A 22468-nucleotide genomic window follows, 5' to 3' on the forward strand; every position below is an offset into this window, starting at 1 on the left:
CAGGCCCGGGCCAATGCCGGGCCAAAACCACATAGGGGCACAACAAACGCCCGGGCCATGGCAAGTCGTTTCAAGCGTCGCAGCCCTGCTGTTTTCCAACCCGGAGTCGCCAGTCCCCTTCGTTTCACCAAGGTGGCAAAACAAGTTGGCTCTAAGGTGCGATACGATGTCGATACGGCCCCGGTGCTCTCAGACCGCATGCGCACCGAATACCCCTGCCGCGTTCCGGCAATGGTAAGCTGGCCGACCCAGGTGATGGCGCAGATCCGCGGCAATGGTCGCGCGATTGTCGGCACCAAGGCGATGCTCCGGCGGCCTGTTCGGGATCACTCGGCGCAATAGGCCCGGTCGACGTTCTGAACCGGCTCACAACAATCGCTTGGGCACGTTCCTGGGCTTGGGCAGCGATCCTGCAGTGATCCGCACCAGATCGGTGAGCGCATCGGGCGCCTCCAGCATCTCGGGTGGCACCAGATGGCTTGGCTTGGCGCCGGGATAGGGCGCTGCCTGTTCCAGGCCGATATCGGCATTGGCCTTGGTGATCTTCACGAACAGAATGTCGTCGCAGATCAACGCGACCAGCTTGGTGTCGCAATAGAGACCGTATTCGCCGAACATCGGCAGCGCCCGCATCTCGCCGGCACCGGCCAGCAGGTCGACGATATGATCGACGGTCTGCTGTGAGCTTGCCATCTCAGGCGACCCGGACCCCGGCCTCGGCCAGGCCCGACATTGCCGCGGCAAGGCTGCCATCCATGTCGATGGCCCGGCACAGATCAGCGCGCAGGGTCACCGCAAAGCCCAGCCCGGCGGCATCTACGGCCGAAAAATTCACACAGAAATCGGTGGCCAGCCCGACCATGGTCAGATCGGTGATGCCACGGCTGCGCAGATAGCCCTCCAGCCCGGTCGCGGTGCTGTGATCATTCTCGAAGAACGCCGAATAGCTGTCGATCGCCGGATTATACCCCTTGCGGATGATCAGATCGGCGCGGTCGCTGTTCAGCCCGGGATGAAACGCCGCCCCGGCGCTGCCCTGCACGCAATGATCCGGCCAGAGCACCTGCGGCCCATAGGGCATTTCGGTCATTGCAAAGGGCGCCTTGCCGGGGTGGCTGGAGGCAAATGACGAATGCCCGGCCGGGTGCCAGTCCTGGGTCAGGATCACCGCCGGGAACTCCGCCATCAGGGCGTTGATCCCGGGTACAATCGCATCACCGCCCGCCACCGCCAGCGCGCCGCCGGGACAGAAATCATTCTGGACGTCGATAATGATCAGGGCGCGGGTCATGGGCATTCCTTTCACGGGTCCGGGCCAAGCTGACAAGCCAAGGGCGCGGCGTCAATCCGTTGCGCCGCGCCTCCCCCCCCCTGCGACCCGCCGCCGCGCGCGACTGCGTGCAGTTGCGGCAGGGCCCGCGCGGCGCTATTTCCAGGCTGATGTATACGATTGCCGCCCTTTACCACTTCAACCGGTTCGCCGACCCGGCCAGCCTGCGCGCACCGCTGCAGGCGCTCTGCACGGCAGAGGAAATCTGCGGCACCTTGCTGCTCGCCGATGAGGGGATCAATGGCACCATCGCCGGATCGCGCGCCGGGATCGACGCGGTGCTGGCGCATATCCGCGCCCTGCCCGGCTGTGCCGACCTGGAGTGGAAGGAAAGCACCGCCGCGGCCAAACCCTTTGCCCGGATGAAGGTCCGCCTGAAAAAAGAGATCGTGACCATGGGTCAGCCCGGTGTCGATCCGCAGGCCAGCGTCGGGCAGCATGTCGAGGCCGCCGACTGGAACGCGCTGATCAGCGCCCCGGATGTCGCGGTGATCGACACCCGCAACGATTACGAGGTGGCGATTGGCAGCTTTCAGGGCGCAATCGACCCTGAAACCAAGAGTTTCCGCGATTTCCCGGCCTGGTGGGCGGCCAACAAGGACCGCTTTCACAACAAGCGGATCGCGATGTTCTGCACCGGCGGCATCCGCTGCGAAAAATCCACCAATTACCTGCTTGGGCAGGGGGTCGAGCAGGTCTATCACCTCAAGGGCGGCATCCTGAAATATCTCGAAACCCAGCCTGAGGCCGACAGCCTCTGGCAGGGCGACTGCTTTGTCTTTGACCGTCGGGTCAGCGTCGGCCATGGGCTGGTCGAGGGTCCGCATCTGCTCTGCCACGGCTGCCGCCGTCCAATCCTGCCCGAGGATCGTGCCCACCCGGACTACGAAGAAGGCGTCGCCTGTCATCACTGCCGGCACGAGACCACCGAGGCCGACAAGGCCCGGTTCCGCGAACGCCAGCACCAGATCGCCCTGGCCCGCGCCCGGGGCGATCATCATCTGCCCGAGTAGCCAACAGCCCAGGCCCGCCCCCGCTTCTTCTGGTTCCAAATATCTCGGGGTCCGGGGCAGCGCCCCGGCGGCAACCGCCAGAGCCCGCCTCAGGCCAGGGCGATCCGGGGCCGCCCGCGGGTCAGAACCAGCAGCATGATCCCGATGTTCAGCAGGTTAAAGGCGATGCCGTTCAGGAATGCCGCCTGATAGCTGCCGGTCAGGTCATAGATCCAGCCCGACATCCAGCCGCCCAGCGCCATGCCTAGAATCGTCGCCATGATAACGAATCCGGTGCGCGCCCCGGCCTCGCGCGCCGGCATGTATTCGCGCACGATCACCGCGTAGGAGGGCACGATGCCGCCCTGGCTGAGGCCGAACACCAGCGACACGATATAGAGCGGCGTCAGCCCCGAGGTGGGCAGGTAGAGCATCAGCCCGATGGTCTGCAGCACCGACCCGATCAACAGGGTGCGGACCCCGCCCAGCCGGTCGGCCAGCAGCCCGGAGACCAGGCGCGAGGCCACCCCGCCGAGCAGCATCAGCGCCAGCATCTCGGCCCCGACCGCCGGGCCATAGCCGAGATCAACGCAAAAGGCGACGATATGCACCTGCGGCATCGACATCGCCACGCAGCAGCCGATTCCGGCCAGCCCCAGCAACCACATCAGCGCCCGCGGACTGAACCCGACAGCCTGGGCCCGCGCCGCCGAAGCGGCGTCAGAGCGGGTCAGGGCCTCATCCGGCAGGCGGCGGCGCATGAACAGGGTCAGCGGCGTCATGCCGAGCAGGATCACCGCCGCCAAGATCAGATAGGCAGCGCGCCAGCCGTCCTCGGCCAGCACCCCTTTCAGCAGATAGGGCCAGACCGCCCCGGCCAGGTAATTGCCCGAGGCGGCGATGGCCACGGCAATGCCGCGACGCCGCAGGAACCAGAGCGAGATATCGGCGATCAGCGGTCCGAACCCGGCGGCGGTGGCAAAGCCGATCGCCGCCTGCAACAGGCAGACCAACCAAAGCGATTGCGCCAGCGCCGCCAGTGCGAATCCGATCGAGGCAATCACCGCCGCCCCGGTCAGTGCCAGCGCGACGCCGAACCGGTCCACCACCCGGCCGATCAGCAGGTTGCCAAAGGCAAAGCCGAACATGGTAAAGGTATAGGGCAGCGAGGCCTGGGCCCGGTCCAGCCCGAAATCCGTCTGCATCCCCGGCAGCACCACGATGGACGCCCACATCCCGACGTTGATGATCACCGCAATCGCCAGCGACAGGCCAAGCCTGCGCCAGGAATATCCGCTGTCGAGAATGGTCGTGTCGCTCATTCGCGGACGCTACGGCGGCGCTGAGGCGACGACAAGAGTTGTCGTTGCGGCTTTTGGCTGAGTAATGTGCGCGACAGGAGGATCTGCCCCATGAAACTCATCGACCTTGCCCGCCCGCTGGAGAACACCACCTATGCCGATCCGCCGGGTCTGCATCCAACCATCACCTATATGACGCATGATCAGACCGCCGAAGGCATCCTGGCCTTTTTCCCCGGTGTGACCCGCGATCAGCTGCCCGGTGGCGAGGGTTGGGCGGTCGAGCAGGTGCAGCTTTCCACCCATAACGGCACCCATCTGGACGCGCCCTATCATTACCATTCGACGATGGATGGCGGCAAACGCGCGATCACCATCGACGAGGTGCCGCTGGACTGGTGCATCGGGCGCGGGGTCAAGCTCGACTTCCGGCATCTGCCGGACGGGCATGTGGTGACAGCGGACGAGGTCGCGGCGGAGTTCGACCGTATCGGGCATGAGCTGGCCCCCGGCGATATCGTGCTGGTGAACACCGCCGCCGGGGCGGCCTATGGCACCCCCGAATATGTCGCCACCGGCTGTGGCATCGGCCATGAGGCGACCTGCTGGATGACCGAGCGCGGCATGCGGGTCTGCGGCACCGACGCCTGGAGCTGGGACGCGCCGTTTGTTCATACCGCCAGGAAGGTGTCGGAAACCGGCGATGCCTCGCTGATCTGGGAAGGCCACCGCGCCGGCATGGTGCGCGGCTATTGCCATATGGAGAAGCTGGGCAACCTTGAAACATTGCCCGCGACCGGGTTCGAGGTGCAGTGCTTTCCGGTGAAGATCAAAGGCGCCAGCGCCGGCTGGTGCCGCCCGGTGGCGATCCTGCGCGACTGAGGCCGCGCGTCCGGCGCTATGCGGGCCGGGTTAGTCCACCACCCTGAGGGTGAGGTTGATCCGGCCGCCATCGCTGAGCAGCGACGACGAGCCAAAGCGGATCCGGTCGATCCCGTGATGCGCCAGCCGGGCGGCGCCGCCAATCACACAGACATCGCCGGACTCGAGCCAGACCGACTCCGTCTTGCCGCCGCGTTCGACATTGCCGACCCGGAACAGCGCTGCATCGCCGAGCGAGATCGACACCACCGGCCAGGTGAAATCGGCCTCGTCGCGGTCCTGATGCAGCCCCATCCTGGCGCCGTCGCGATAGAAATTCACCAGACAGCAATCCGGGCCAGGCGCCTCTGGTGCCAGCGCCCGCCAGACCGCCAGCACCGAGGCCGGGATCGGCGGCCAGTCGACGCCGCTGGGATGGCGCCGCTCATAGCGATAGCCGCGCCGGTCCGAATACCAACCGTATTTTCCGGCCGAGGTCATCGCCACCGACATCGGCTTGCCCCAGCGGGTTTCCGGCGAGAACAGCGGTGCCGCTGCGGCCACCGCGCGGATATCGGCCAGCATCGCGGCCTGCGCCGCCGGGTCCAGCCAGCCCTTGCACACCCGCACCCCGCGCAATTCCAGTTCCGTCTGCATCCGGCCTCCGCTGGCTCACTTTGCGGCAACCCTGTCGCAGGGTTGCGGAAAAACACCATTTTGCGGCGATTGCACCACCCCTGCGGCTTGCAGCGCCTATGCCCCCTACTTATATAGCCCGAGAGCGTGGCGGACAGGGTGCATGGCCCAAGCTATAGCCTGCAAACTGGCCGCTGCATCCGTATTGGATGGGGATGCCGCAACGGGTCCAACATCCGTTCATCGCCTGAAGTGAAAGGGATCGAAAATATGTCGAAAGTGATCGGTATTGACCTCGGGACTACCAACTCTTGCGTCGCCATCATGGATGGGTCGCAACCGAAGGTAATCGAGAATTCCGAAGGGGCGCGTACCACGCCCTCTATTGTTGCGTTCACCGAAGAGGAACGCCTGGTCGGCCAAGCTGCCAAACGGCAGGCCGTCACCAACCCGGACAACACCGTCTTTGGTGTCAAACGCCTGATCGGGCGCCGGTTTGACGACGCGGATCTGGCCAAGGACAAAAAGAACCTGCCCTATACCGTCATCGACGGTGGCAATGGCGACGCCTGGGTTCGCGCCCGGGACGAGAAATACTCGCCCAGCCAAATCTCGGCCTTCATTCTGGGCAAGATGAAAGAGACCGCCGAATCCTACCTCGGCGAAGAGGTGAGCCAAGCGGTCATCACCGTCCCGGCCTATTTCAACGACGCCCAGCGCCAGGCCACCAAGGACGCCGGCAAGATTGCCGGGCTTGAGGTGCTGCGGATCATCAACGAACCGACCGCCGCGGCGCTGGCCTATGGGCTGGACAAAAAGGAAAGCCACACGATCGCGGTCTATGACCTCGGCGGCGGTACCTTTGACGTCACCATCCTGGAAATCGACGACGGCCTGTTCGAAGTGAAATCCACCAACGGCGACACGTTCCTCGGCGGTGAAGACTTTGACATGCGGATCGTCAACTACCTCGCGGGCGAGTTCAAGAAAGAGCACTCGGTCGACCTGACCCAGGACAAGATGGCCCTGCAACGCCTGAAAGAGGCCGCGGAAAAAGCCAAGATCGAACTGTCCTCATCCAGCCAGACCGAGATCAACCAGCCGTTCATCTCGATGGGGGCCAACGGCCAGCCGCTGCACATGGTGATGAAACTGACCCGTGCCAAGCTGGAAAGCCTGGTCGGCGATCTGATCAAGACCTCGATGAAACCCTGCCAGGCCGCGTTGAAAGACGCTGGGCTGACCACCGGGGATATCGACGAGGTGGTTCTGGTCGGCGGGATGACCCGGATGCCGAAAGTCATCGAAGAGGTGACCAAATTCTTTGGCAAAGAACCGCATAAGGGTGTGAACCCGGATGAGGTTGTCGCGCTTGGCGCCGCGATCCAGGCCGGTGTGCTGCAAGGCGACGTCAAGGACGTGGTCCTGCTCGACGTGACCCCGCTGTCGCTGGGGATCGAAACCCTGGGTGGCGTGTTCACCCGGCTGATCGATCGCAACACCACGATCCCGACCAAGAAAAGCCAGGTGTTCTCGACCGCCGAAGACAACCAGAACGCGGTGACGATCCGGGTGTTCCAGGGCGAGCGTGAAATGGCCGCCGACAACAAGATGCTCGGCCAGTTCAACCTGGAAGACATCCCGCCGGCCCCGCGCGGCATGCCGCAGATCGAAGTGACCTTTGACATTGATGCCAACGGCATCGTGGCAGTTGGCGCCAAGGACAAGGGCACCAACAAAGAGCAAAAGATCACCATCCAGGCCTCTGGCGGGCTGTCGGACGAAGACATCGAGAAGATGGTCAAGGATGCCGAGGAAAACGCCGACGCAGACAAAGCCCGCAAGGAGTTGGTCGAGGCCCGCAACCAAGCCGAAAGCCTGATCCATTCGACCGAAAAAGCGGTCGAGGAGCACAGCGACAAGGTCGATCCGACCACGGTCGAAGCGATCGAGCTGGCCATCGCGGCGCTGCGTGACGAGCTGGAAAATGACGACGCGGAGAAAATCCGCTCGGGCATCCAGAACGTCACCGAAGCTTCGATGAAGCTGGGTGAGGCCATCTACAAGGCCCAGTCCGACGAAACCCAGGACGACGGCCCTGCCGCCGCCGATGAGGCATCCGCAGCTGACGATGATATCGTCGATGCCGATTTCGAGGATCTGGACGACAACAAACGTGCGTAAACCGCACGCTGGAACCTCTGGGGCCGGTCCGTTCTGGAACGGACCGGCCCATTACGTTCCTGAATAGGGGGATCCCCTGAATGTCAAAACGCGACTATTACGAAACTCTGGGCATCGCCAAAGGTGCCGCAGCGGACGAGATCAAAAAGGCCTATCGCAGCAAGGCGAAAGAGCTTCATCCCGACCGCAATTCCGGCAATCCGAATGCCGAAGCTCAGTTCAAAGAAGTGAACGAGGCCTATGAAGTGCTCAAGGATGGCGACAAGAAAGCCGCCTATGACCGCTTTGGCCATGCCGCCTTTGAGAATGGCATGGGCGGCGGCCGCCCCGGCGCCGGCAACCAGGCCGATTTCGCCAGCGCCTTTTCCGATGTGTTCGACGATCTGTTCGGCGATTTCATGGGCGGCGGGCGCGGCGGCAACGGGCGCCAGCGCGCGGCGCGCGGGTCGGATCTGCGCTATAACCTGAGGGTGACTCTGGAAGAGGCCTATTCCGGCCTGCAAAAAACCATTCAGGTGCCGACCTCGATCCAATGCACCGAATGCAATGGCTCCGGTGCCGAAGGCGGCGCCGAACCGACCACCTGCCCGACCTGTTCCGGCATGGGTAAAGTGCGGGCGCAACAGGGGTTTTTCACCGTCGAGCGCACCTGCCCGACGTGTTCGGGCCTCGGCCAGATCATCCAGAACCCCTGCAAGAAATGTCATGGCCAGGGCCGGGTCGAACGCGACCGGTCGCTGTCGGTGAATATCCCGGCGGGGGTCGAAACCGGCACCCGCATCCGCCTCGGCGGTGAGGGTGAGGCCGGGATGCGCGGCGGACCGGCGGGCGATCTCTATATTTTCATCGAGTTGGCCAAGCACAAGATTTTCGAACGCGACGGCAGCAACCTGTTCTGCCGGGTGCCGGTGTCGATGATCAAGGCGGCGCTCGGCGGTGACATCGAGGTGCCGACCATCGACGGCGGCCGCAGCCGGGTCAAGATCCCCGACGGCAGCCAATCGGGCCGTCAGATGCGCCTGCGCAACAAGGGCATGCCGGCCCTGCGCGGCGGTGGCCATGGCGACATGTTCATCGAACTGGCGGTGGAAACCCCGGTGAACCTGACCGCCCGGCAAAAGGAACTGCTGAAGGAATTCGAATCACAATCCGAAGACAACAACCCCGAGAGCAAGACCTTCTTCAAAGGCGTCAAAGGGTTCTGGGATTCGATGAAGGGCTGAGACGGGTCAGCCAGATTCCTGTGGAAAGCGCCCTGAACCGGGGCGCTTTTCTTTTTGTGGCGATACCCCGGCCTGGATTAACCGACCGCTAACCAATGGTGCCGCAGGCTGCGCCAATGTCGCCGCACCGCTCCTTTGACGAGGCTCCGTTGCCCCTGTTCAGCGCCACCTCGGGGCCTGCTGCCCCGTCGTCCCCGGCGCGGGGCGCGGCGCAGCCCTCCTATATCGCGGATCACCGCAAACGGCTGCGGCAGCGGTTCATGCAGGGTGGCGCGGCGGCGATGCCGGATTACGAATTGCTGGAAATGGTGTTGTTCCGGGCCAATGCCCGCGCCGATATGAAACCGCTCGGCCGGCGTCTGCTTGAGGCGTTTGGCGATTTCAACCGGGTGCTGTCGGCGCCGCCGGAGCGGCTGCGCGCCATCGAGGGGGTCGGCGATGCGGTGATCTGCGAGCTGAAGCTGATCGAGGCCGCCGCGCAACGGCTGGCCCGAGCGCGGATCCTGCAACGGCCGGTGCTGGGATCCTGGGACGCGCTGATCGATTATTGCCACACCGCGATGGCGCATCGGGAAACCGAAGAATTCCGGGTGCTCTACCTCGATCGCAAGAACGTGCTGATCGCCGATGAGGCGCAGGGCCAGGGCACTGTCGATCATGTGCCGGTCTATCCGCGCGAGGTGGTCAAAAGGGCGCTGGAGGTGAACGCCAGCGCGCTGATCCTGGTCCACAACCATCCCTCCGGCGACCCGAGTCCGAGCCGAGCGGATATCGACATGACCGAACAGATTGCCGATGCCGCCGCCGCCCTGGGGCTGGTGATCCACGACCATATCATTGTCGGCAAGAATCAGGAGCTGAGCTTTCGCCAGGCCGGGTATCTGTAAATCTGCGGAATAAGTGGGTCCGCCTGCGGCGAACCAGGCCTCCGGCGGGGATATTTGTGACCAGAGGAAGCCTGGGGCCTCGTCATTTGCCCGGAGGCTGTTAGAGTGGCGGCATCCGACAGGCGGGGGCGCAGTGCCGCACGATCACCATCATCACTTGGATGCCAAGGCCGGGGATCGGCGGGTCTGGTGGGCGGTCGGGGTGAATCTGGGCCTGACCCTGGTGCAGCTCGTCGCCGGAGTGTTTTCCGGGTCGCTGGCGCTGATCGCCGACGCCATCCACAATCTGAGCGACGCGCTGAGCCTGGTGATCGCCCTGGCGGCGCGGCGGATTTCGCGACGGCCAGCGGATGCGGCGATGACCTTTGGCTATGGCCGGGCCGAGGTGGTGGCGGCGCTGGTCAATTACACCACGCTGATCGTCATCGCGTTCTACCTTGCCGCCGAGGGCGTGCAACGGCTGTTCGCGCCGCAACAGGTCGAGGGCTGGACCGTGGTGATCGTGGCGGCGATCGCGCTGGCAATCGATGCCATCACCGCAGCGCTGGTCTTTGCGATGTCGCGCGAATCGGTGAACATCCGGGCGGCCTTTCTGCACAACCTGGCCGATGCGCTGGGATCCGTCGCGGTGATTGTCGCGGGCACGCTGATCCTGCTCTATGACTGGCGGCTGGCCGATCCGATCGTCACCCTGCTGATTGCCCTCTATATCCTGTGGCATGCCGGCACCGAGGTCGGGCCGGTGATCCGCATCCTGATGATGGGCAGCCCCTCCAGCCCGTTGGTGTCCGAGGTGCTGGAGGCACTGCGCGCTGATCCGGGCGTGGCGGGGATCCACCATCTGCATCTGTGGCGGATGCAGGAGCATGACACCGCACTTGAAGCGCATGTGGTGGTTGTGGACGGTGCATCAGCCGAGGCGCTGCGCGCCCGGCTGAAACAGATGCTGGCGCAGCGGTTTTCGATCCGCCATTCGGTGATGGAGATCGAGAGCGCCGAGGCCGCCTGCCACGACGTGCCGGTCATCGGGCATTAATCCGGGATCCGGCCCTGCCTCCGCTGGATTTCGTAATAGGCGGCGGCACTCTTGTCGCGCTCGGGACGGAAGCGGTCGCCCAGCGTCATCGCCGCCACCCGGTCCAGCCGGAAGGTGCGGAAATCCTGGCGCAGCTCGCACCAGGCCAGCAGGGTCCAGACCTTGCCCCAGAAATAGAGGCCGAGCGGGCGCACCAGCCGGTTGCTCGCCTCTCCGGCCTCGTCGAGATAGCGCAGATGCAGCCGCAACCGGTCGTTGCAGGCGCGATCGACCTGATCCAGCCGGTCGCGCAGATCCGGGGTCATCGCCGACATGCCAATGGCGTGGACCTGCACCGAATCTGCCCGGGCACGGGCGCTGTCGGGCAGCACCTCGTTGATCTTGACCAGCGCCTCTTCGGCAGCGGCCGCCATCGCGGTGCCCGCCCAGGCGCGCAACAGCCGCGCCCCGGCGACCAGCGCCGCGATCTCGTCACGGGTGAACATCAGCGGCGGCAGATCATAGACCTGGCGCATGACATAGCCGATCCCGGCTTCGCCCTCGATGGGCACGCCGGAGCCGATCAGATCGGCGATATCGCGGTAGATGGTGCGGGTCGAGACCTCAAGCCGGTCGGCCAACGTCGCCGCAGTGATGAGCCGACCGCCCCTGAGATGCTGAACGATCTGGAACAGGCGGTCAGTGGCGGCGGCCAACCCGTCGGGCACCGCCAGGTGAATGGTCGGACCCGCCCCTGGGGTGCCGGGGTAGAGGTGACCACCGACGACGCCGGGCGCGCCGCCATAGATTGCCATCGGATTCGGCCCCGACGTGTCCAATGTCAGGGTCCAGCCGAACACCTGGTTGTAGAATTCCATCGCCTTGGCCATGTCGGTGACCGGAATTTCGGTCGGGACAACAAAGGTTTGATCACTCATCGCTCATCTCCTTATCAGCGGTTGATGAGACGGTGATGACATAGCCCTCCTGACAACATCCTGTCAGCAGCATTTTGTCGGGGGTTGGTTTTCCGTTCAGCCGATGGCCTGTTTCAGCCAGCCGAGTCCGGCCGACGTGTCCGCCGCCGGGTGGTATTCGGCACTGACGAACCCGGCATAGCCCTGTTCATCAAGGCGGCGAAAGAACGCGGGATAATCGACCGGACCGGCCAGCGGTTCATTGCGGTCGGGCAGTCCGGCGATCTGGATATGCGCGGCGCGGGCACCGTGCCTGTCCCAGGCCGCCATCGCATCGCCGGTGATTTTCTGGGCGTGATAGACGTCGAATTGCAGCGCCAGATTCTTGGCCCCGACCTCGTCGAGGATGTCGTCGGCCAGATGATAATCGGACAGGAAATAGCCCGGCATATCGCCCTGATTGATCGGTTCGATGGTCAACATGTGCTTGGGCGCCACCTCTGTGGCAAAGCGCAGGTTTTCGACAAATGCAGCGCGGGCGTCCGCCCCTGTGGCAACCCCGGCCATGACATGGATATGGGTCGATTTCAGCGCCTGGGCGTAGCGCAGCGCGCGACGAAAATCGTGGCGGAACCGGGTCTCGCCGCCAGCGATCGCAGCAAAGCCACGGGCGCCCCCGGTGTAGTTTGGCGGGGGCGAGTTCATCAGCACCAACGGCAACCCGGCCATCGAAAGGGCGCGGGCGATATCGGGCACCGGATCGTCATAGGGAAACAGGATCTCGACCGCCTGAAACCCGGCCTCGGCGGCGGCAGCGATCCGATCCTTGAGATCCAGGTTTTTGAACAGGAACGATATATTGGCTGCGAATTTTGGCATGAGACCCTCCACCTCGATGCGCAAACTAAGGATACAAAGCCGTGAAATGCGGGCCAATACTCGTTATTGTGTCACTCAGCGGCCAATCGGGACCGCTGCAAATCAACTCGGATCCAGTTCGCTGGCCGGGATAATCGGAAAGAAAACTCCGCCTGACCAAAGGCCGAACCAGTCTTCGCCCTGATGCGGTTCGTTCACCCCGATCTCGACCAGCCGGTAAAAGCTCTTGCGGTCGATCAGCGCCTCCAGCCGGTCACGCACCAGCACATAGGGCGAGGGTTCGCCGGTTTCGGGATCACGCTCGACCCGGATCGGGCGGTCAGGGCCTGCGATGGTTTCGTCACCGACATTGGTGAGAAAGGTCAGGGTCTGCGCGCGGCCTGTCCCCTCAACCTCGAAATCCACCGCGACAAAGGGGGCGTCGTCGACGGTGATCCCGACCTTTTCGACCGGGGTGATCAGGTAATGCCGGTCGCCATCCTTGCGCAGGATGGTCGAAAACAGCCGCACCAACTCGGGCCGCCCGATCGGCGTGCCGAGATAGAACCAGGTGCCGTCGCGGGCGATCCGCATGTCAATGTCGCCGCAAAACTCTGGGTTCCACTTGTGAATTGGTGGCAATCCGCGTCCTTTGGCGGCGCGGATTGATGCTGCAATGGAATCGGCTGAGGGTTTCACGTGATTTTGTCCGTCGTTCAGTTTTGCCATTCGCCCGGATAGGCCTACACTCCGCCATGATATAGCCCGACAGGAACAATTCCCATGCCCGATTCCCCCAGTATCGTTCCCGAAGAAGACCTTGTTGCCGCAATCGAGGCGGTCGAGGCCAAGCTGGCCGAGGCCAAGGCCTCGATCACCAAGCGGTTTATCGGGCAGGAACAGGTGGTTGATCTCACCCTTTCGGCGCTGCTGTGCGGCGGTCACGGCCTGTTGATCGGCCTCCCCGGCCTCGGCAAGACCCGGCTGGTCGAGACGCTGTCGACGGTGATGGGGCTGAGCGGCAACCGTATTCAGTTTACCCCCGATCTGATGCCTGCCGATATCCTCGGCTCGGAAGTGTTGGAAACCGGCGCCAGCGGCAACCGGGCGTTCCGGTTCCTTGAGGGCCCGATTTTCTGCCAATTGCTGATGGCGGATGAGATCAACCGCGCCAGCCCCCGCACCCAATCAGCGCTGCTTCAGGCAATGCAGGAACAGAAAGTCACTGTCGCCGGTGAAGATCGCAGCCTGGGCCAGCCGTTCCATGTGCTGGCCACCCAGAACCCGATCGAGCAGGAAGGCACCTATCCGCTGCCCGAGGCGCAGCTCGACCGCTTTCTGGTGCAGATCGACGTCGATTATCCTGATCGCGACACCGAGCGGGCGATCCTGACCGCCACCACCGGCGCGGTCGAAGAAGAGGCGCATGCCGTGTTCACCGCTGACGAGCTGATTCATGCGCAGGCGCTGCTGCGTCGGATGCCGGTGGGGGAATCGGTGGTCGAGCAGATCCTTGATCTGGTCCGCGCCTGCCGTCCCGAGGATCCCAGCGCCTCGCAACGGGTGCGTGACACGGTCAACTGGGGCCCCGGCCCGCGCGCCGCGCAAGCGCTGATGATGACGGTGCGGGCCCGGGCGATGCTGCAGGGGCGGCTGGCGCCCTCGACCGAAGACGTGATTGCCATGGCACGACCGGTGTTGCAGCACCGGATGGGGCTGAATTTCTCGGCCCGGGCGCGCGGCGACAGCCTGCCGTCGCTGATCGCCGAAATCGCCAGCGCCGTGACCCGGACCGAGGCCGCTGCGTGAACCAGCCCCGCGCCCTTCGTGGTCGGGCCGAGGCCGAGGCCGCACGGCTGCCGCCGCTGCTGGCCCGGGCCGAGCATCTGGCAGGCACCGTCCTGCTGGGCGAACATGGCCGCCGCCGCGCCGGGCAGGGCGATGATTTCTGGCAATACCGCCCGGAACAGCCGGGCGATTCACAACGGATGATCGACTGGCGCCGCTCGGCGCGCGGCGATGACCGCTTTGTGCGGCAACGCGAATGGCAGATCGCGCAGAGCGTGATGCTCTGGGTCGATCAATCGGCGGCGATGAGCTTCTCCTCGGGCAAGGATCTGCCGCCCAAGGCCGACCGGGCCCGGCTGATTGCGCTGGCGGTCGCGATCCTGCTGATCCGTGGCGGGGAGCGAGTCGGGCTGACCGGCACCTTGCTGCCGCCCCGGCGCGGCACCGCCCAGGTCGAGCGGCTGGCGGACTTCTTTGGCCGCGACGACAGCTGCGATTACGGGGTGCCCGAACACCGGGCGATGATCCCGAATGCCCGGGCGCTGTTCGTGTCGGATTTCCTTGGCGATGTCAGCGAGGTGACGCTGGCCCTGACCAAGGCGGCGGATCGCGGTGTGCGCGGCGCATTGTTTCAGATCCTCGATCCGAGCGAAGAAGCGTTTCCGTTCCAGGGCCGCACGATTTTCGAAAGCATGGGCCGCACGATCAGCCATGAAACCCTGAAGGCGGGCGATCTGCGGGATCGCTATCGTGATCGTCTCGCGGCCCGCAAGGCTGAGCTGACCCAGCTTTGTGCCCGCACCGGCTGGCAGTTTCACACCCATCACACCGACGAGTCCGCGCAATCGGCGCTGCTTTGGATTTATCGGGCGCTGGATCGGGGGACCGGCAAATGATCCTTGGACCCATCGGGTTTGCCGCGCCCTGGCTGCTGCTGGGCCTGATCGCCCTGCCGATCCTGTGGATCCTGCTGCGGGCGGTGCCACCGGCGCCGATCCGGCGGCTGTTTCCCGGGGTGGCGCTGCTGCTCGGACTGAAGGACGATGAGAGCGTCACCGACCGCACGCCCTGGTGGCTGTTGCTGCTCAGGATGCTGGCGGTGGCGGCGGTGATTATCGGGCTGGCCGGGCCGGTGCTGAACCCGCAGGACCAGGCGGCGGGCGCGGGCAGCGGGCCGCTGTTGATCCTGACCGATGGCAGCTGGGCCGCGGCCCCGGATTGGGAGGCGCGGCAAGACACCATCGACACGCTGCTGGCCGAGGCCGGGCGCGCCGGACGCACCGCTGCCCTGGTGCGGCTGACCACCCCCGAGGAGCCGGAGTTTCGCGCCGCCGATGTCTGGCGCAGCCTGTTGCCGGGTTTTGCGCCGCTGGCCTGGGCACCGACCGAGGATCAGTTCACCACCCTGGCCGCCAACCTGGGCCGCGATGATTTCGAAACCTACTGGTTTTCTGACGGGTTGAACCATGAAGGCCGCGGTCGGCTGCTGTCGGCGCTGCGCGATCATGGCCCGGTGCGGGTGTTTCAGGGCGGCGCCCCGGTGATGGGGCTGCGCCCGGTGCAGTTTGACGATGGCAAGGTGCAGGTCTCGGTGCTGCGCGCCATCACCGGCGCCGAGCGCGATGTTTCGGTGAATGCGCATGGTCGCGACCCGGCGGGCGTGATGCGGCTGCTGGCCAGCCTGATGGTGACCCTGCCCGCCGGTGAGGCCGAGGCCAGCGCCGAAATCGCGCTGCCGGCGGAATTGCGGGCAAGAATCACTCATTTCGAGATCGGCGGCACCCACAGCGCCGGGGCGGTGACCCTGACCGACGACAGCCTGCGCCGCCGCGAGGTGGCGCTGATTGCCGGGCGCGAGGACCGCGAAGGGCTGGAGCTGCTGTCGCCGCTGCATTACCTGCAACGGGCGCTGAACCCTTCGGCCGATCTGCTGCATGGCACGCTGATTGACCTGCTGCCCGCCAATCCGGATGCGATCGTGCTGGCCGATGTCGCCACCCTGTCCGAGGCCGAAACCGAGGGGCTGACCGCCTGGATCGAAAAGGGCGGCTTGCTGCTGCGCTTTGCCGGGCCACGGCTGGCGGCCAGCGATGTCAGCCGCGACGCCGAAGATCCGCTGATGCCGGTGCGGCTGCGCGCTGGCGGGCGCAATGTTGGCGGCGCGATGAGCTGGGGCGAACCAAAGACCCTGGCCCCCTTTGATCAGGACAGCCCCTTTGCCGGGCTGCCCGTGCCCGCAGATGTGACTGTGTCGTCGCAGGTGATGGCGCAGCCCGACCCGACCCTGGCCACCCGGGTCATTGCCCGGCTCAGCGATGGCACGCCGATGGTCACCCGCAAACGCATCGGCACCGGGCAGGTGGTGCTGTTCCATGTCTCGGCCAATGCCGAATGGTCGTCACTGCCGCTGTCCGGCCTGTTCGTGCAAATGCTGGAACGGCTGGCGGTGTCCTCGGCCAACAGCCTGCCGGAGCCGGCGGATATGAAGGGCACCACCTGGCGCCCGGTGCAGGTGCTGGACGCATCCGGCCAATTGCAGACCGCCGGCACCCTGCCCGGCGTCGATGGCGCGACCCTGCTGACCGCCGCGCTCGGCCCCGATCTGCGCCCCGGCGTCTACGAGGGCGAAGACCGCCGCATCGCCCGCAATGTGTTGGGCCCTGATGCGGTGCTGACCCCGGCAGACTGGCCCGCCGATGTGCCCGTCGAGGGGCTGACCCGGGTCACCGAGGCCCCGCTTGGCGGCTGGCTGCTGGCCCTGGCGCTGCTGATCCTGATCGCCGATGTGGTGGCGACGCTGGCCCTGTCCGGGCGGCTGAGCGGACCCGGCTACCGTGCCACGGCGCTGGTCCTGACCGCGCTGCTGGTGATGACCGCCGCGCCCGGCGCCCGAGCCCAAGGCGACGGCGACCCCGGCGACCGACCCGGCCTCGCCGATTCCAAGGCGATCGAGGCCACCGCCGAGGTGGTGCTGGCCCATGTCCTCACCGGCGACCGCAGGCTTGACGATATGGCCCGCGCCGGCCTGCGTGGCCTGAGTGACACGCTGTTCTTTCGCACTTCAATCGAACCGGCGACCCCGATGAGCGTCAATCTGGAAACCGACGAGCTGGCGTTCTTTCCCTTTCTCTACTGGCCGATCACCCCGGATCAACCCACCCCGTCCGATGCCGCCTATGCCAAGCTGAACCGCTATCTGCGCTCCGGCGGGATGATCCTGTTTGACACCCGCGACGCCGATATCGCCCGCTTCGGCGCGGCCTCGCCAAACGGGCGCAAGCTGCAGCAACTGGCGGCGCCGCTGGATATTCCGGCGCTGGAACCGGTGCCATCGGATCACGTCCTGACCCGCACGTTTTACCTGCTGCAGGATTTTCCCGGCCGTCACACCGGCGGCAGCATCTGGGTCGAGGCGGCGCCGGTCGATGCCGAATTGATCGAAGGCATGCCGTTCCGAAACCTCAACGACAACGTCACCCCGGTGGTGATCGGCGGCAATGACTGGGCCGCCGCCTGGGCGGTGGATGAGCGCGGCAATCCGCTGGTGCCGATCGGGCGCGGCTTTTCCGGCGAACGCCAGCGCGAGATCGCCAATCGCTTTGGTGTCAATCTCATCATGCATGTGCTGACCGGCAATTATAAATCCGATCAGGTCCATGTTCCCGCACTTCTCGACAGGTTGGGCCAATGACCGGAACCTTGGTTTTCGATCCGCTTTTGCCCTGGCCGCTGCTGGCCGGGCTGGCGGCACTCTGCGGCGCCGGGATCCTTCTGGCGCTGTGGCGCGGGTTGTCGGGCTGGGCGCTCAGGGCGCTGGCGGCGCTGGTGGTGCTCGGCGCCCTGGCCGGACCGGCGTTCCGGCAGGAGGACCGCGCACCGCTGACCGATATCGTGCTGCTGGTCGAGGATCGCTCGGCCTCGCAGGGGCTCGCCGACCGCCCCGGCCAGATCGACAGTGCCATGGCGGCGCTCGAGGCGCGGCTGAGCGCGCGGCCCAACACCGAGGTGCGCCGGGTGCTGGTCAAGGACGGCGCCGAAAATGCCGGAACCGAAGCGATGAGCGCCCTCGCCGAAGCCCTGGCCGAAGAGCCGCGCGGCCGGGTGGCCGGCACCATCATCGTCTCGGACGGGCGCATCCACGATGCCGACCGCGCCCCCGATCTGCCGGCGCCGCTGCACCTGCTGCTGACCGGCCAGCCCGAGGATTGGGACCGGCGGCTGATCGTCGCCAACGCCCCGGCCTTTGCCATTCTCGGCGAACCGGTGACCCTGACGCTGAGGATCGAGGATATGGGCGCCGCCCCCGCCGGACCCGGCGAGGCGCCGCTCGACATCTCGGTCGATGGCGGTGAGCCGCAGCGCTTCATGGTCGAGATTGGCCGCGACATCGACCTGCCGATCACCCTGCCGCATGGCGGGCGCAACGTGATCCAGTTCTCGGTGCCCGAGGCGGCGGGTGAATTGACCGCGCGCAACAACACCGCGCTGGTGCAGATGAACGGGGTGCGCGACCGGCTGCGGGTGCTGCTGGTCTCGGGCGAGCCGCATGCGGGCGGACGCACCTGGCGCAACCTGTTGAAATCCGACAGTTCCGTCGATCTGGTGCATTTCACCATCCTGCGCCCGCCATCAAAGCAGGACGGCGTGCCGGTGTCGGAATTGTCACTGATCGCCTTTCCGACGCGCGAGCTGTTCCTCGAAAAGATCAACGATTTCGACCTGATCATCTTTGACCGATACAAGCGGCGCGGCATCCTGCCATCGCTCTATCTCGACAATGTCCGGCAATATGTCGAAGACGGCGGCGCCCTGCTGATCGCGGCGGGGCCGGATTTCGCCACCGCCGATTCAATCTACCGCTCGCCGCTGGCGGCGATCCTGCCCGCCCGGCCCAGCGCCCGGATCATCGAACGCGCCTTTCGCCCGACGGTGACCGATCTCGGCAGCCGCCATCCGGTGACCGCCGGGCTGAGCAACGAATGGACCGGCGATTGGGGCCGCTGGCTGCGCCAGATCGACGTGCTGCCCGAAGCGGGGCATGGCCAGGTGGTGATGTCGGGCGTCGACGACCGCCCGCTGCTGGTGCTCGACCGGGTTGGCGAGGGCCGGGTGGCGCTGCTTGCCTCTGACCACGCCTGGCTGTGGAGCCGCGGCTATGAGGGCGGCGGTCCGCAGCTGGAATTGCTGCGTCGCCTGGCGCATTGGATGATGAAGGAACCCGAGCTTGAGGAAGAAGCGCTCTGGGCCGAACCCACCGGGCAGACCATGCAGATCATCCGCCGCACCCTGGCCGAGAGCGTGCCACCGGTCGAGGTGACCACGCCGTCGGGCGAAATCGTGGTGCTCGATCTGCAAGAGGTGATGCCGGGGCGCTTTGAAACCATGTGGCGCGGGCCGGAGATCGGCCTGTACCGGCTGAAGAACGGCGACGCCGAGGCGGTGATCGGCCTTGGTCCGGCGGCGCCGCGTGAATTCGAGGCCACCATCGCCTCGGGCGCGGCACTGGAACCGGCAATCGACGCGGTGCGCGGCGGTGTGCAGGCGCTCTCTGACGGGCTGCCCTCGATTCGCGACGTGCGGATCGGTCGCCCGGCCGCCGGGCGCGGCTGGATCGGCCTGACCCCGCGCGATGCCTATGTCACAAGGAATGTCTCGCTGACGCCGATCCTGCCGGAATGGCTGGTGCTGCTGCTCGCCGCCGGTCTGATCCTCGCCGCCTGGCTGCGCGAAGGTCGCCGCTGAGGCAGCCCCCCGGGCAAAATCGCAGGTAAAATCTGCCCCATCATTTCCTCTGGTCGAAAATATCCGGCCTTATGTATCAGAGGTGGGTCCGGACATCTGAGCGGCCGGGACAAGTGGATTTTCCGTGCAACAGCGGCAGGATGCTGCGAGCAGGGAGAAGACCATGGCGAGACGACCCTGATCGAACTGGCGCAGGAGTTCGACAGCCATCCGAACCAGATCAAGCAGTGACGCGACCAGCTGCTTGAGGGCGCGACCGGGGTGTTCGGTGGTGGTCCAAAGCCCGCGCCGGGATCGGCCGCTATCTCGGCTTCTACAACAGCCGCCGACCGCATTCATCGCGTGACGGCCGGACGCCCGACCAGGCTGACTTCAACCCGCCGATGCCCGAGGCGGTGGCGGTGGCGGTGCAACCGGGGCGGACCGGACCGCTTCGCCAAGCGATCCATGCAGCCCTTCATTGTCGAGGACAACCGCACCGCACGCGCGCGCAGTTCGGGGAAGGACTTGTTCGTGGTCTTGCTCATGATGCCCCAACCCACTCAGGAGTTGGCGCCTCCGGCAAACTCGGGGCGGTTCAAAGCACTAAAGGCCTACGCGCGCATCGAAAACGCGATACGCGGCAGGCAATCACAATAGAATAAGCGGAAAATCGAATTGAAGTGCGGCGTAAGCTGCCCTTTTCTTGTTTGAGCACCACGGATCGCTGCGCAGCCTCATGTCAAGCCATGATGATGAGCCAATTCATCTCACACACTCTGCGGCCGACAAAAAGGCACGCAGATCGTAGCGGGGTGATGGGACCGACTTTGGGGAGAACACCGGGATGATCTCAGCCGGCAAAAAATTAGATTCATTTTTTGATCGCCGCCTCTTCGCACCATATCCCTTTAGGAAAGAACCGCAGCCGAGATTGCCGCATGATCAAGGCCGCCCTTGCCCCGTTGCTTTGCCGCGTGCATTAAGGCGCCGATGGCACAGCAGCTTTCCTATTCCGCGATGCGCGAGATCTTTGCGCGGTTTCAGACCGCCGAGCCCGAGCCCAGGGGCGAGCTCGATCATGTGAACGCCTATACCCTGGTTGTCGCCGTCGCCCTGTCGGCGCAGGCCACCGATGCCGGGGTGAACAAGGCCACCCGCGCCCTCTTCGCCATCGCCGACACCCCCGAAAAGATGCTGGCCCTGGGCGAGGCCGGGCTGACCGAGCATATCAAGACCATCGGACTGTTCCGCCAAAAGGCCAAAAACGTGATCAAGCTGTCGCGGATCCTGGTCGAGGACTACGGCGGCGAGGTGCCCAATTCCCGCGCCGCCCTGCAAAGCCTGCCCGGCGTCGGGCGCAAGACCGCCAATGTGGTGCTGAACATGTGGTGGCATTATCCGGCGCAGGCGGTCGACACCCATATCTTTCGCGTCGGCAACCGGTCCGGCATTGCCCCGGGCAAGGATGTCATCGCCGTCGAACGCGCGATCGAGGACAATGTGCCGGTCGATTTCCAGCGCCATGCGCATCATTGGCTGATCCTGCATGGCCGCTACACCTGCAAAGCGCGCAAGCCGCTCTGCGGCACCTGCCTGATCCGCGACATCTGCCTGTTTGAGGACAAGAACCTGTGACCAAATATGACGTGATCGGCATCGGCAACGCGATTGTCGATGTGCTGACCAAGGCCGATGACTCGTTTCTCGATCTGATGGGCATTCAAAAAGGCATCATGCAGCTGGTCGAGCGTGACCGCGGCGAAATGCTCTATGGCGCGATGCGTGACCGGGTGCAGGCGCCCGGCGGATCAGTGGCCAACAGCCTGGCCGGGCTGGGCAATCTGGGCCTCGCCACCGGCTTTATCGGGCGGGTGCGGGACGATTCCCTGGGCCGGTTCTATGCCGCCGAAATGGCCGCCGACGGCACCGATTTCGTCAACCCGCCGGTAGCGGGCGGTGCCTTGCCGACCTCGCGTTCGATGATCTTTGTCTCACCCGATGGCGAGCGTTCGATGAACACCTATCTCGGGATTTCCGCCGATCTCGGGCCCGACGACGTCTCGGAAGCCATCGCCGCCAATGCCCGCATCCTGTTTCTTGAGGGCTATCTCTATGACAAGGACAAGGGCAAGGCAGCGTTCGAGGCGGCCAGCCGCGCCACCCGCAGCGGCGGCGGTCGCGCCGGCATCGCCCTGTCCGATCCGTTCTGCGTCGATCGCCACCGCGCCGATTTCCGGCGACTGGTGCGGGATCTGGATTACGTCATCGGCAACGAGCATGAATGGCTGTCGCTCTATCAGACCGAGGATCTGACAGCGGCGCTGGACATGGCCGCCAGTGAATGCGGGCTGATCGTCTGCACCCGCTCGGGCCAGGACGTGGTGCTGCGGCGCGGGGCGGAACAGGCGGTGGTGCCGGTGCACCGGATCACCCCGGTCGACGCCACCGGCGCGGGCGATCTGTTCGCTGCCGGGTTCCTTTACGGGCTGGCCACCGCTGCCGATATGACCACCTCTGGCCGGATGGGCTGTGTCGCGGCGGCCGAAGTGATCTCGCATTTCGGCGCGCGGCCCGCGACCGACCTCAAGGCATTGTTCCGCGCCAACGGCCTGATCTGACGCCCCCGCCGGGGCGCCGACCCGGCGGCTTTGACCCGGTCATCGGCTCCGCAGGTCAACCCGGAAAGACCGGGCTTGAAACTCACATTCAAATTACATTATATGTCCGTCACCGCGCCCCTCGCGGAATGACA

At 65.2% G+C, this 22468-nt stretch carries 19 protein-coding genes and 1 pseudogene; 13 read left to right on the forward strand and 7 right to left on the reverse strand.

Translation table 11 applies throughout. The annotated features are described in order from the left end of the window. Positions 1–366: 366 nt before the first annotated feature. Together P1U48_RS14480 and pncA are read right to left on the reverse strand one after the other, a co-directional pair. On the reverse strand, positions 367–693 hold the full coding sequence (locus P1U48_RS14480) for a TfoX/Sxy family protein (protein WP_301069874.1): 327 nt from the start codon (positions 691–693) through the stop codon (positions 367–369). A gap of 1 nt (position 694) precedes the next feature. Then, entirely contained in the window at positions 695–1291 is a 597-nt protein-coding gene (gene pncA / locus P1U48_RS14485) for a bifunctional nicotinamidase/pyrazinamidase (protein ID WP_301069876.1), read from the reverse strand. Positions 1292–1440: 149 nt separating this feature from the next. Here pncA and P1U48_RS14490 point away from each other — a divergent pair, with 149 nt between their 5' ends. After that, complete coding sequence (locus P1U48_RS14490) at positions 1441–2343, forward strand: rhodanese-related sulfurtransferase (protein ID WP_301069878.1); 903 nt, start codon at positions 1441–1443, stop codon at positions 2341–2343. Positions 2344–2432: 89 nt separating this feature from the next. Here the strand turns inward: P1U48_RS14490 and P1U48_RS14495 are convergent, their stop codons facing one another. After that, positions 2433–3644 carry an MFS transporter gene (locus P1U48_RS14495; RefSeq protein ID WP_301069879.1) on the reverse strand — a complete coding sequence of 404 codons (1212 nt, stop codon included), beginning with the start codon at positions 3642–3644 and terminating at the stop codon, positions 2433–2435. 90 nt (positions 3645–3734) lie between these two features. Here P1U48_RS14495 and P1U48_RS14500 point away from each other — a divergent pair, with 90 nt between their 5' ends. Continuing rightward, positions 3735–4505 carry a cyclase family protein gene (locus P1U48_RS14500; RefSeq protein WP_301069881.1) on the forward strand — a complete coding sequence of 257 codons (771 nt, stop codon included), beginning with the start codon at positions 3735–3737 and terminating at the stop codon, positions 4503–4505. A gap of 30 nt (positions 4506–4535) precedes the next feature. Here the strand turns inward: P1U48_RS14500 and P1U48_RS14505 are convergent, their stop codons facing one another. Then, positions 4536–5141, reverse strand: a complete 606-nt coding sequence (locus P1U48_RS14505) for an alpha-ketoglutarate-dependent dioxygenase AlkB (RefSeq protein ID WP_301069883.1) — start codon at positions 5139–5141, stop codon at positions 4536–4538. A 249-nt stretch (positions 5142–5390) separates the two neighbouring features. Between P1U48_RS14505 and dnaK the strand changes: the two genes are divergently transcribed. From dnaK to P1U48_RS14525, 4 genes are all read left to right on the forward strand, one after another. Beyond that, positions 5391–7304: a molecular chaperone DnaK gene (gene dnaK / locus P1U48_RS14510; protein WP_301069884.1), complete on the forward strand. Its 1914-nt coding sequence runs from the start codon at positions 5391–5393 to the stop codon at positions 7302–7304. An 80-nt stretch (positions 7305–7384) separates the two neighbouring features. Next, positions 7385–8527: a molecular chaperone DnaJ gene (gene dnaJ / locus P1U48_RS14515; RefSeq protein WP_301069885.1), complete on the forward strand. Its 1143-nt coding sequence runs from the start codon at positions 7385–7387 to the stop codon at positions 8525–8527. A 116-nt stretch (positions 8528–8643) separates the two neighbouring features. Beyond that, a complete protein-coding gene (gene radC, locus P1U48_RS14520; protein ID WP_301069886.1) occupies positions 8644–9414 on the forward strand; it encodes a DNA repair protein RadC in 771 nt (256 codons plus the stop codon). Between the two features lie 133 nt (positions 9415–9547). Continuing rightward, positions 9548–10450, forward strand: coding sequence for a cation diffusion facilitator family transporter (locus P1U48_RS14525; protein ID WP_301069888.1), 903 nt, complete (start codon positions 9548–9550; stop codon positions 10448–10450). Here the strand turns inward: P1U48_RS14525 and P1U48_RS14530 are convergent. The 3 genes from P1U48_RS14530 to P1U48_RS14540 all read right to left on the reverse strand — a co-directional run bounded on the left by P1U48_RS14530 (position 10447) and on the right by P1U48_RS14540 (position 12933). Then, on the reverse strand, positions 10447–11367 hold the full coding sequence (locus tag P1U48_RS14530) for a WYL domain-containing protein (RefSeq protein ID WP_301069890.1): 921 nt from the start codon (positions 11365–11367) through the stop codon (positions 10447–10449). The genes P1U48_RS14525 and P1U48_RS14530 overlap by 4 nt on opposite strands. 96 nt (positions 11368–11463) lie before the next feature. Then, entirely contained in the window at positions 11464–12225 is a 762-nt protein-coding gene (locus P1U48_RS14535; RefSeq protein WP_301069892.1) for a TIM barrel protein, read from the reverse strand. Positions 12226–12327: 102 nt separating this feature from the next. Beyond that, positions 12328–12933 carry a DUF1285 domain-containing protein gene (locus P1U48_RS14540; RefSeq protein ID WP_301069893.1) on the reverse strand — a complete coding sequence of 202 codons (606 nt, stop codon included), beginning with the start codon at positions 12931–12933 and terminating at the stop codon, positions 12328–12330. A 54-nt stretch (positions 12934–12987) separates the two neighbouring features. On the opposite strand from P1U48_RS14540, the gene P1U48_RS14545 reads away from it, so the two are divergent. The 7 genes and pseudogenes from P1U48_RS14545 (at position 12988) to P1U48_RS14575 (ending at position 22334) form a co-directional block, all read left to right on the forward strand. Then, positions 12988–14013, forward strand: a complete 1026-nt coding sequence (locus P1U48_RS14545; RefSeq protein WP_301069895.1) for a MoxR family ATPase — start codon at positions 12988–12990, stop codon at positions 14011–14013. Further along, the gene (locus P1U48_RS14550) at positions 14010–14888 is read left to right on the forward strand and encodes a DUF58 domain-containing protein (RefSeq protein ID WP_301069896.1); all 879 of its coding nucleotides are present in this window, start codon (positions 14010–14012) and stop codon (positions 14886–14888) included. Before P1U48_RS14545 ends, P1U48_RS14550 begins: the two co-directional genes overlap by 4 nt. Continuing rightward, on the forward strand, positions 14885–17683 hold the full coding sequence (locus tag P1U48_RS14555) for a DUF4159 domain-containing protein (RefSeq protein WP_301069897.1): 2799 nt from the start codon (positions 14885–14887) through the stop codon (positions 17681–17683). Before P1U48_RS14550 ends, P1U48_RS14555 begins: the two co-directional genes overlap by 4 nt. Beyond that, on the forward strand, positions 17680–19734 hold the full coding sequence (locus tag P1U48_RS14560) for a hypothetical protein (RefSeq protein WP_301069898.1): 2055 nt from the start codon (positions 17680–17682) through the stop codon (positions 19732–19734). Before P1U48_RS14555 ends, P1U48_RS14560 begins: the two co-directional genes overlap by 4 nt. A 275-nt stretch (positions 19735–20009) precedes the next feature. Continuing rightward, positions 20010–20111: pseudogene (locus P1U48_RS14565) on the forward strand (IS6 family transposase); the annotation flags it as partial. Positions 20112–20706: 595 nt separating this feature from the next. After that, positions 20707–21351, forward strand: a complete 645-nt coding sequence (gene nth, locus P1U48_RS14570; RefSeq protein ID WP_301069900.1) for an endonuclease III — start codon at positions 20707–20709, stop codon at positions 21349–21351. After that, complete coding sequence (locus P1U48_RS14575; protein ID WP_301069902.1) at positions 21348–22334, forward strand: adenosine kinase; 987 nt, start codon at positions 21348–21350, stop codon at positions 22332–22334. Before nth ends, P1U48_RS14575 begins: the two co-directional genes overlap by 4 nt. Positions 22335–22468: the final 134 nt, after the last annotated feature.

The organism is Pseudooceanicola sp., assembly GCF_029213205.1.
In the GTDB taxonomy this organism is placed as follows: domain Bacteria; phylum Pseudomonadota; class Alphaproteobacteria; order Rhodobacterales; family Rhodobacteraceae; genus Pseudooceanicola.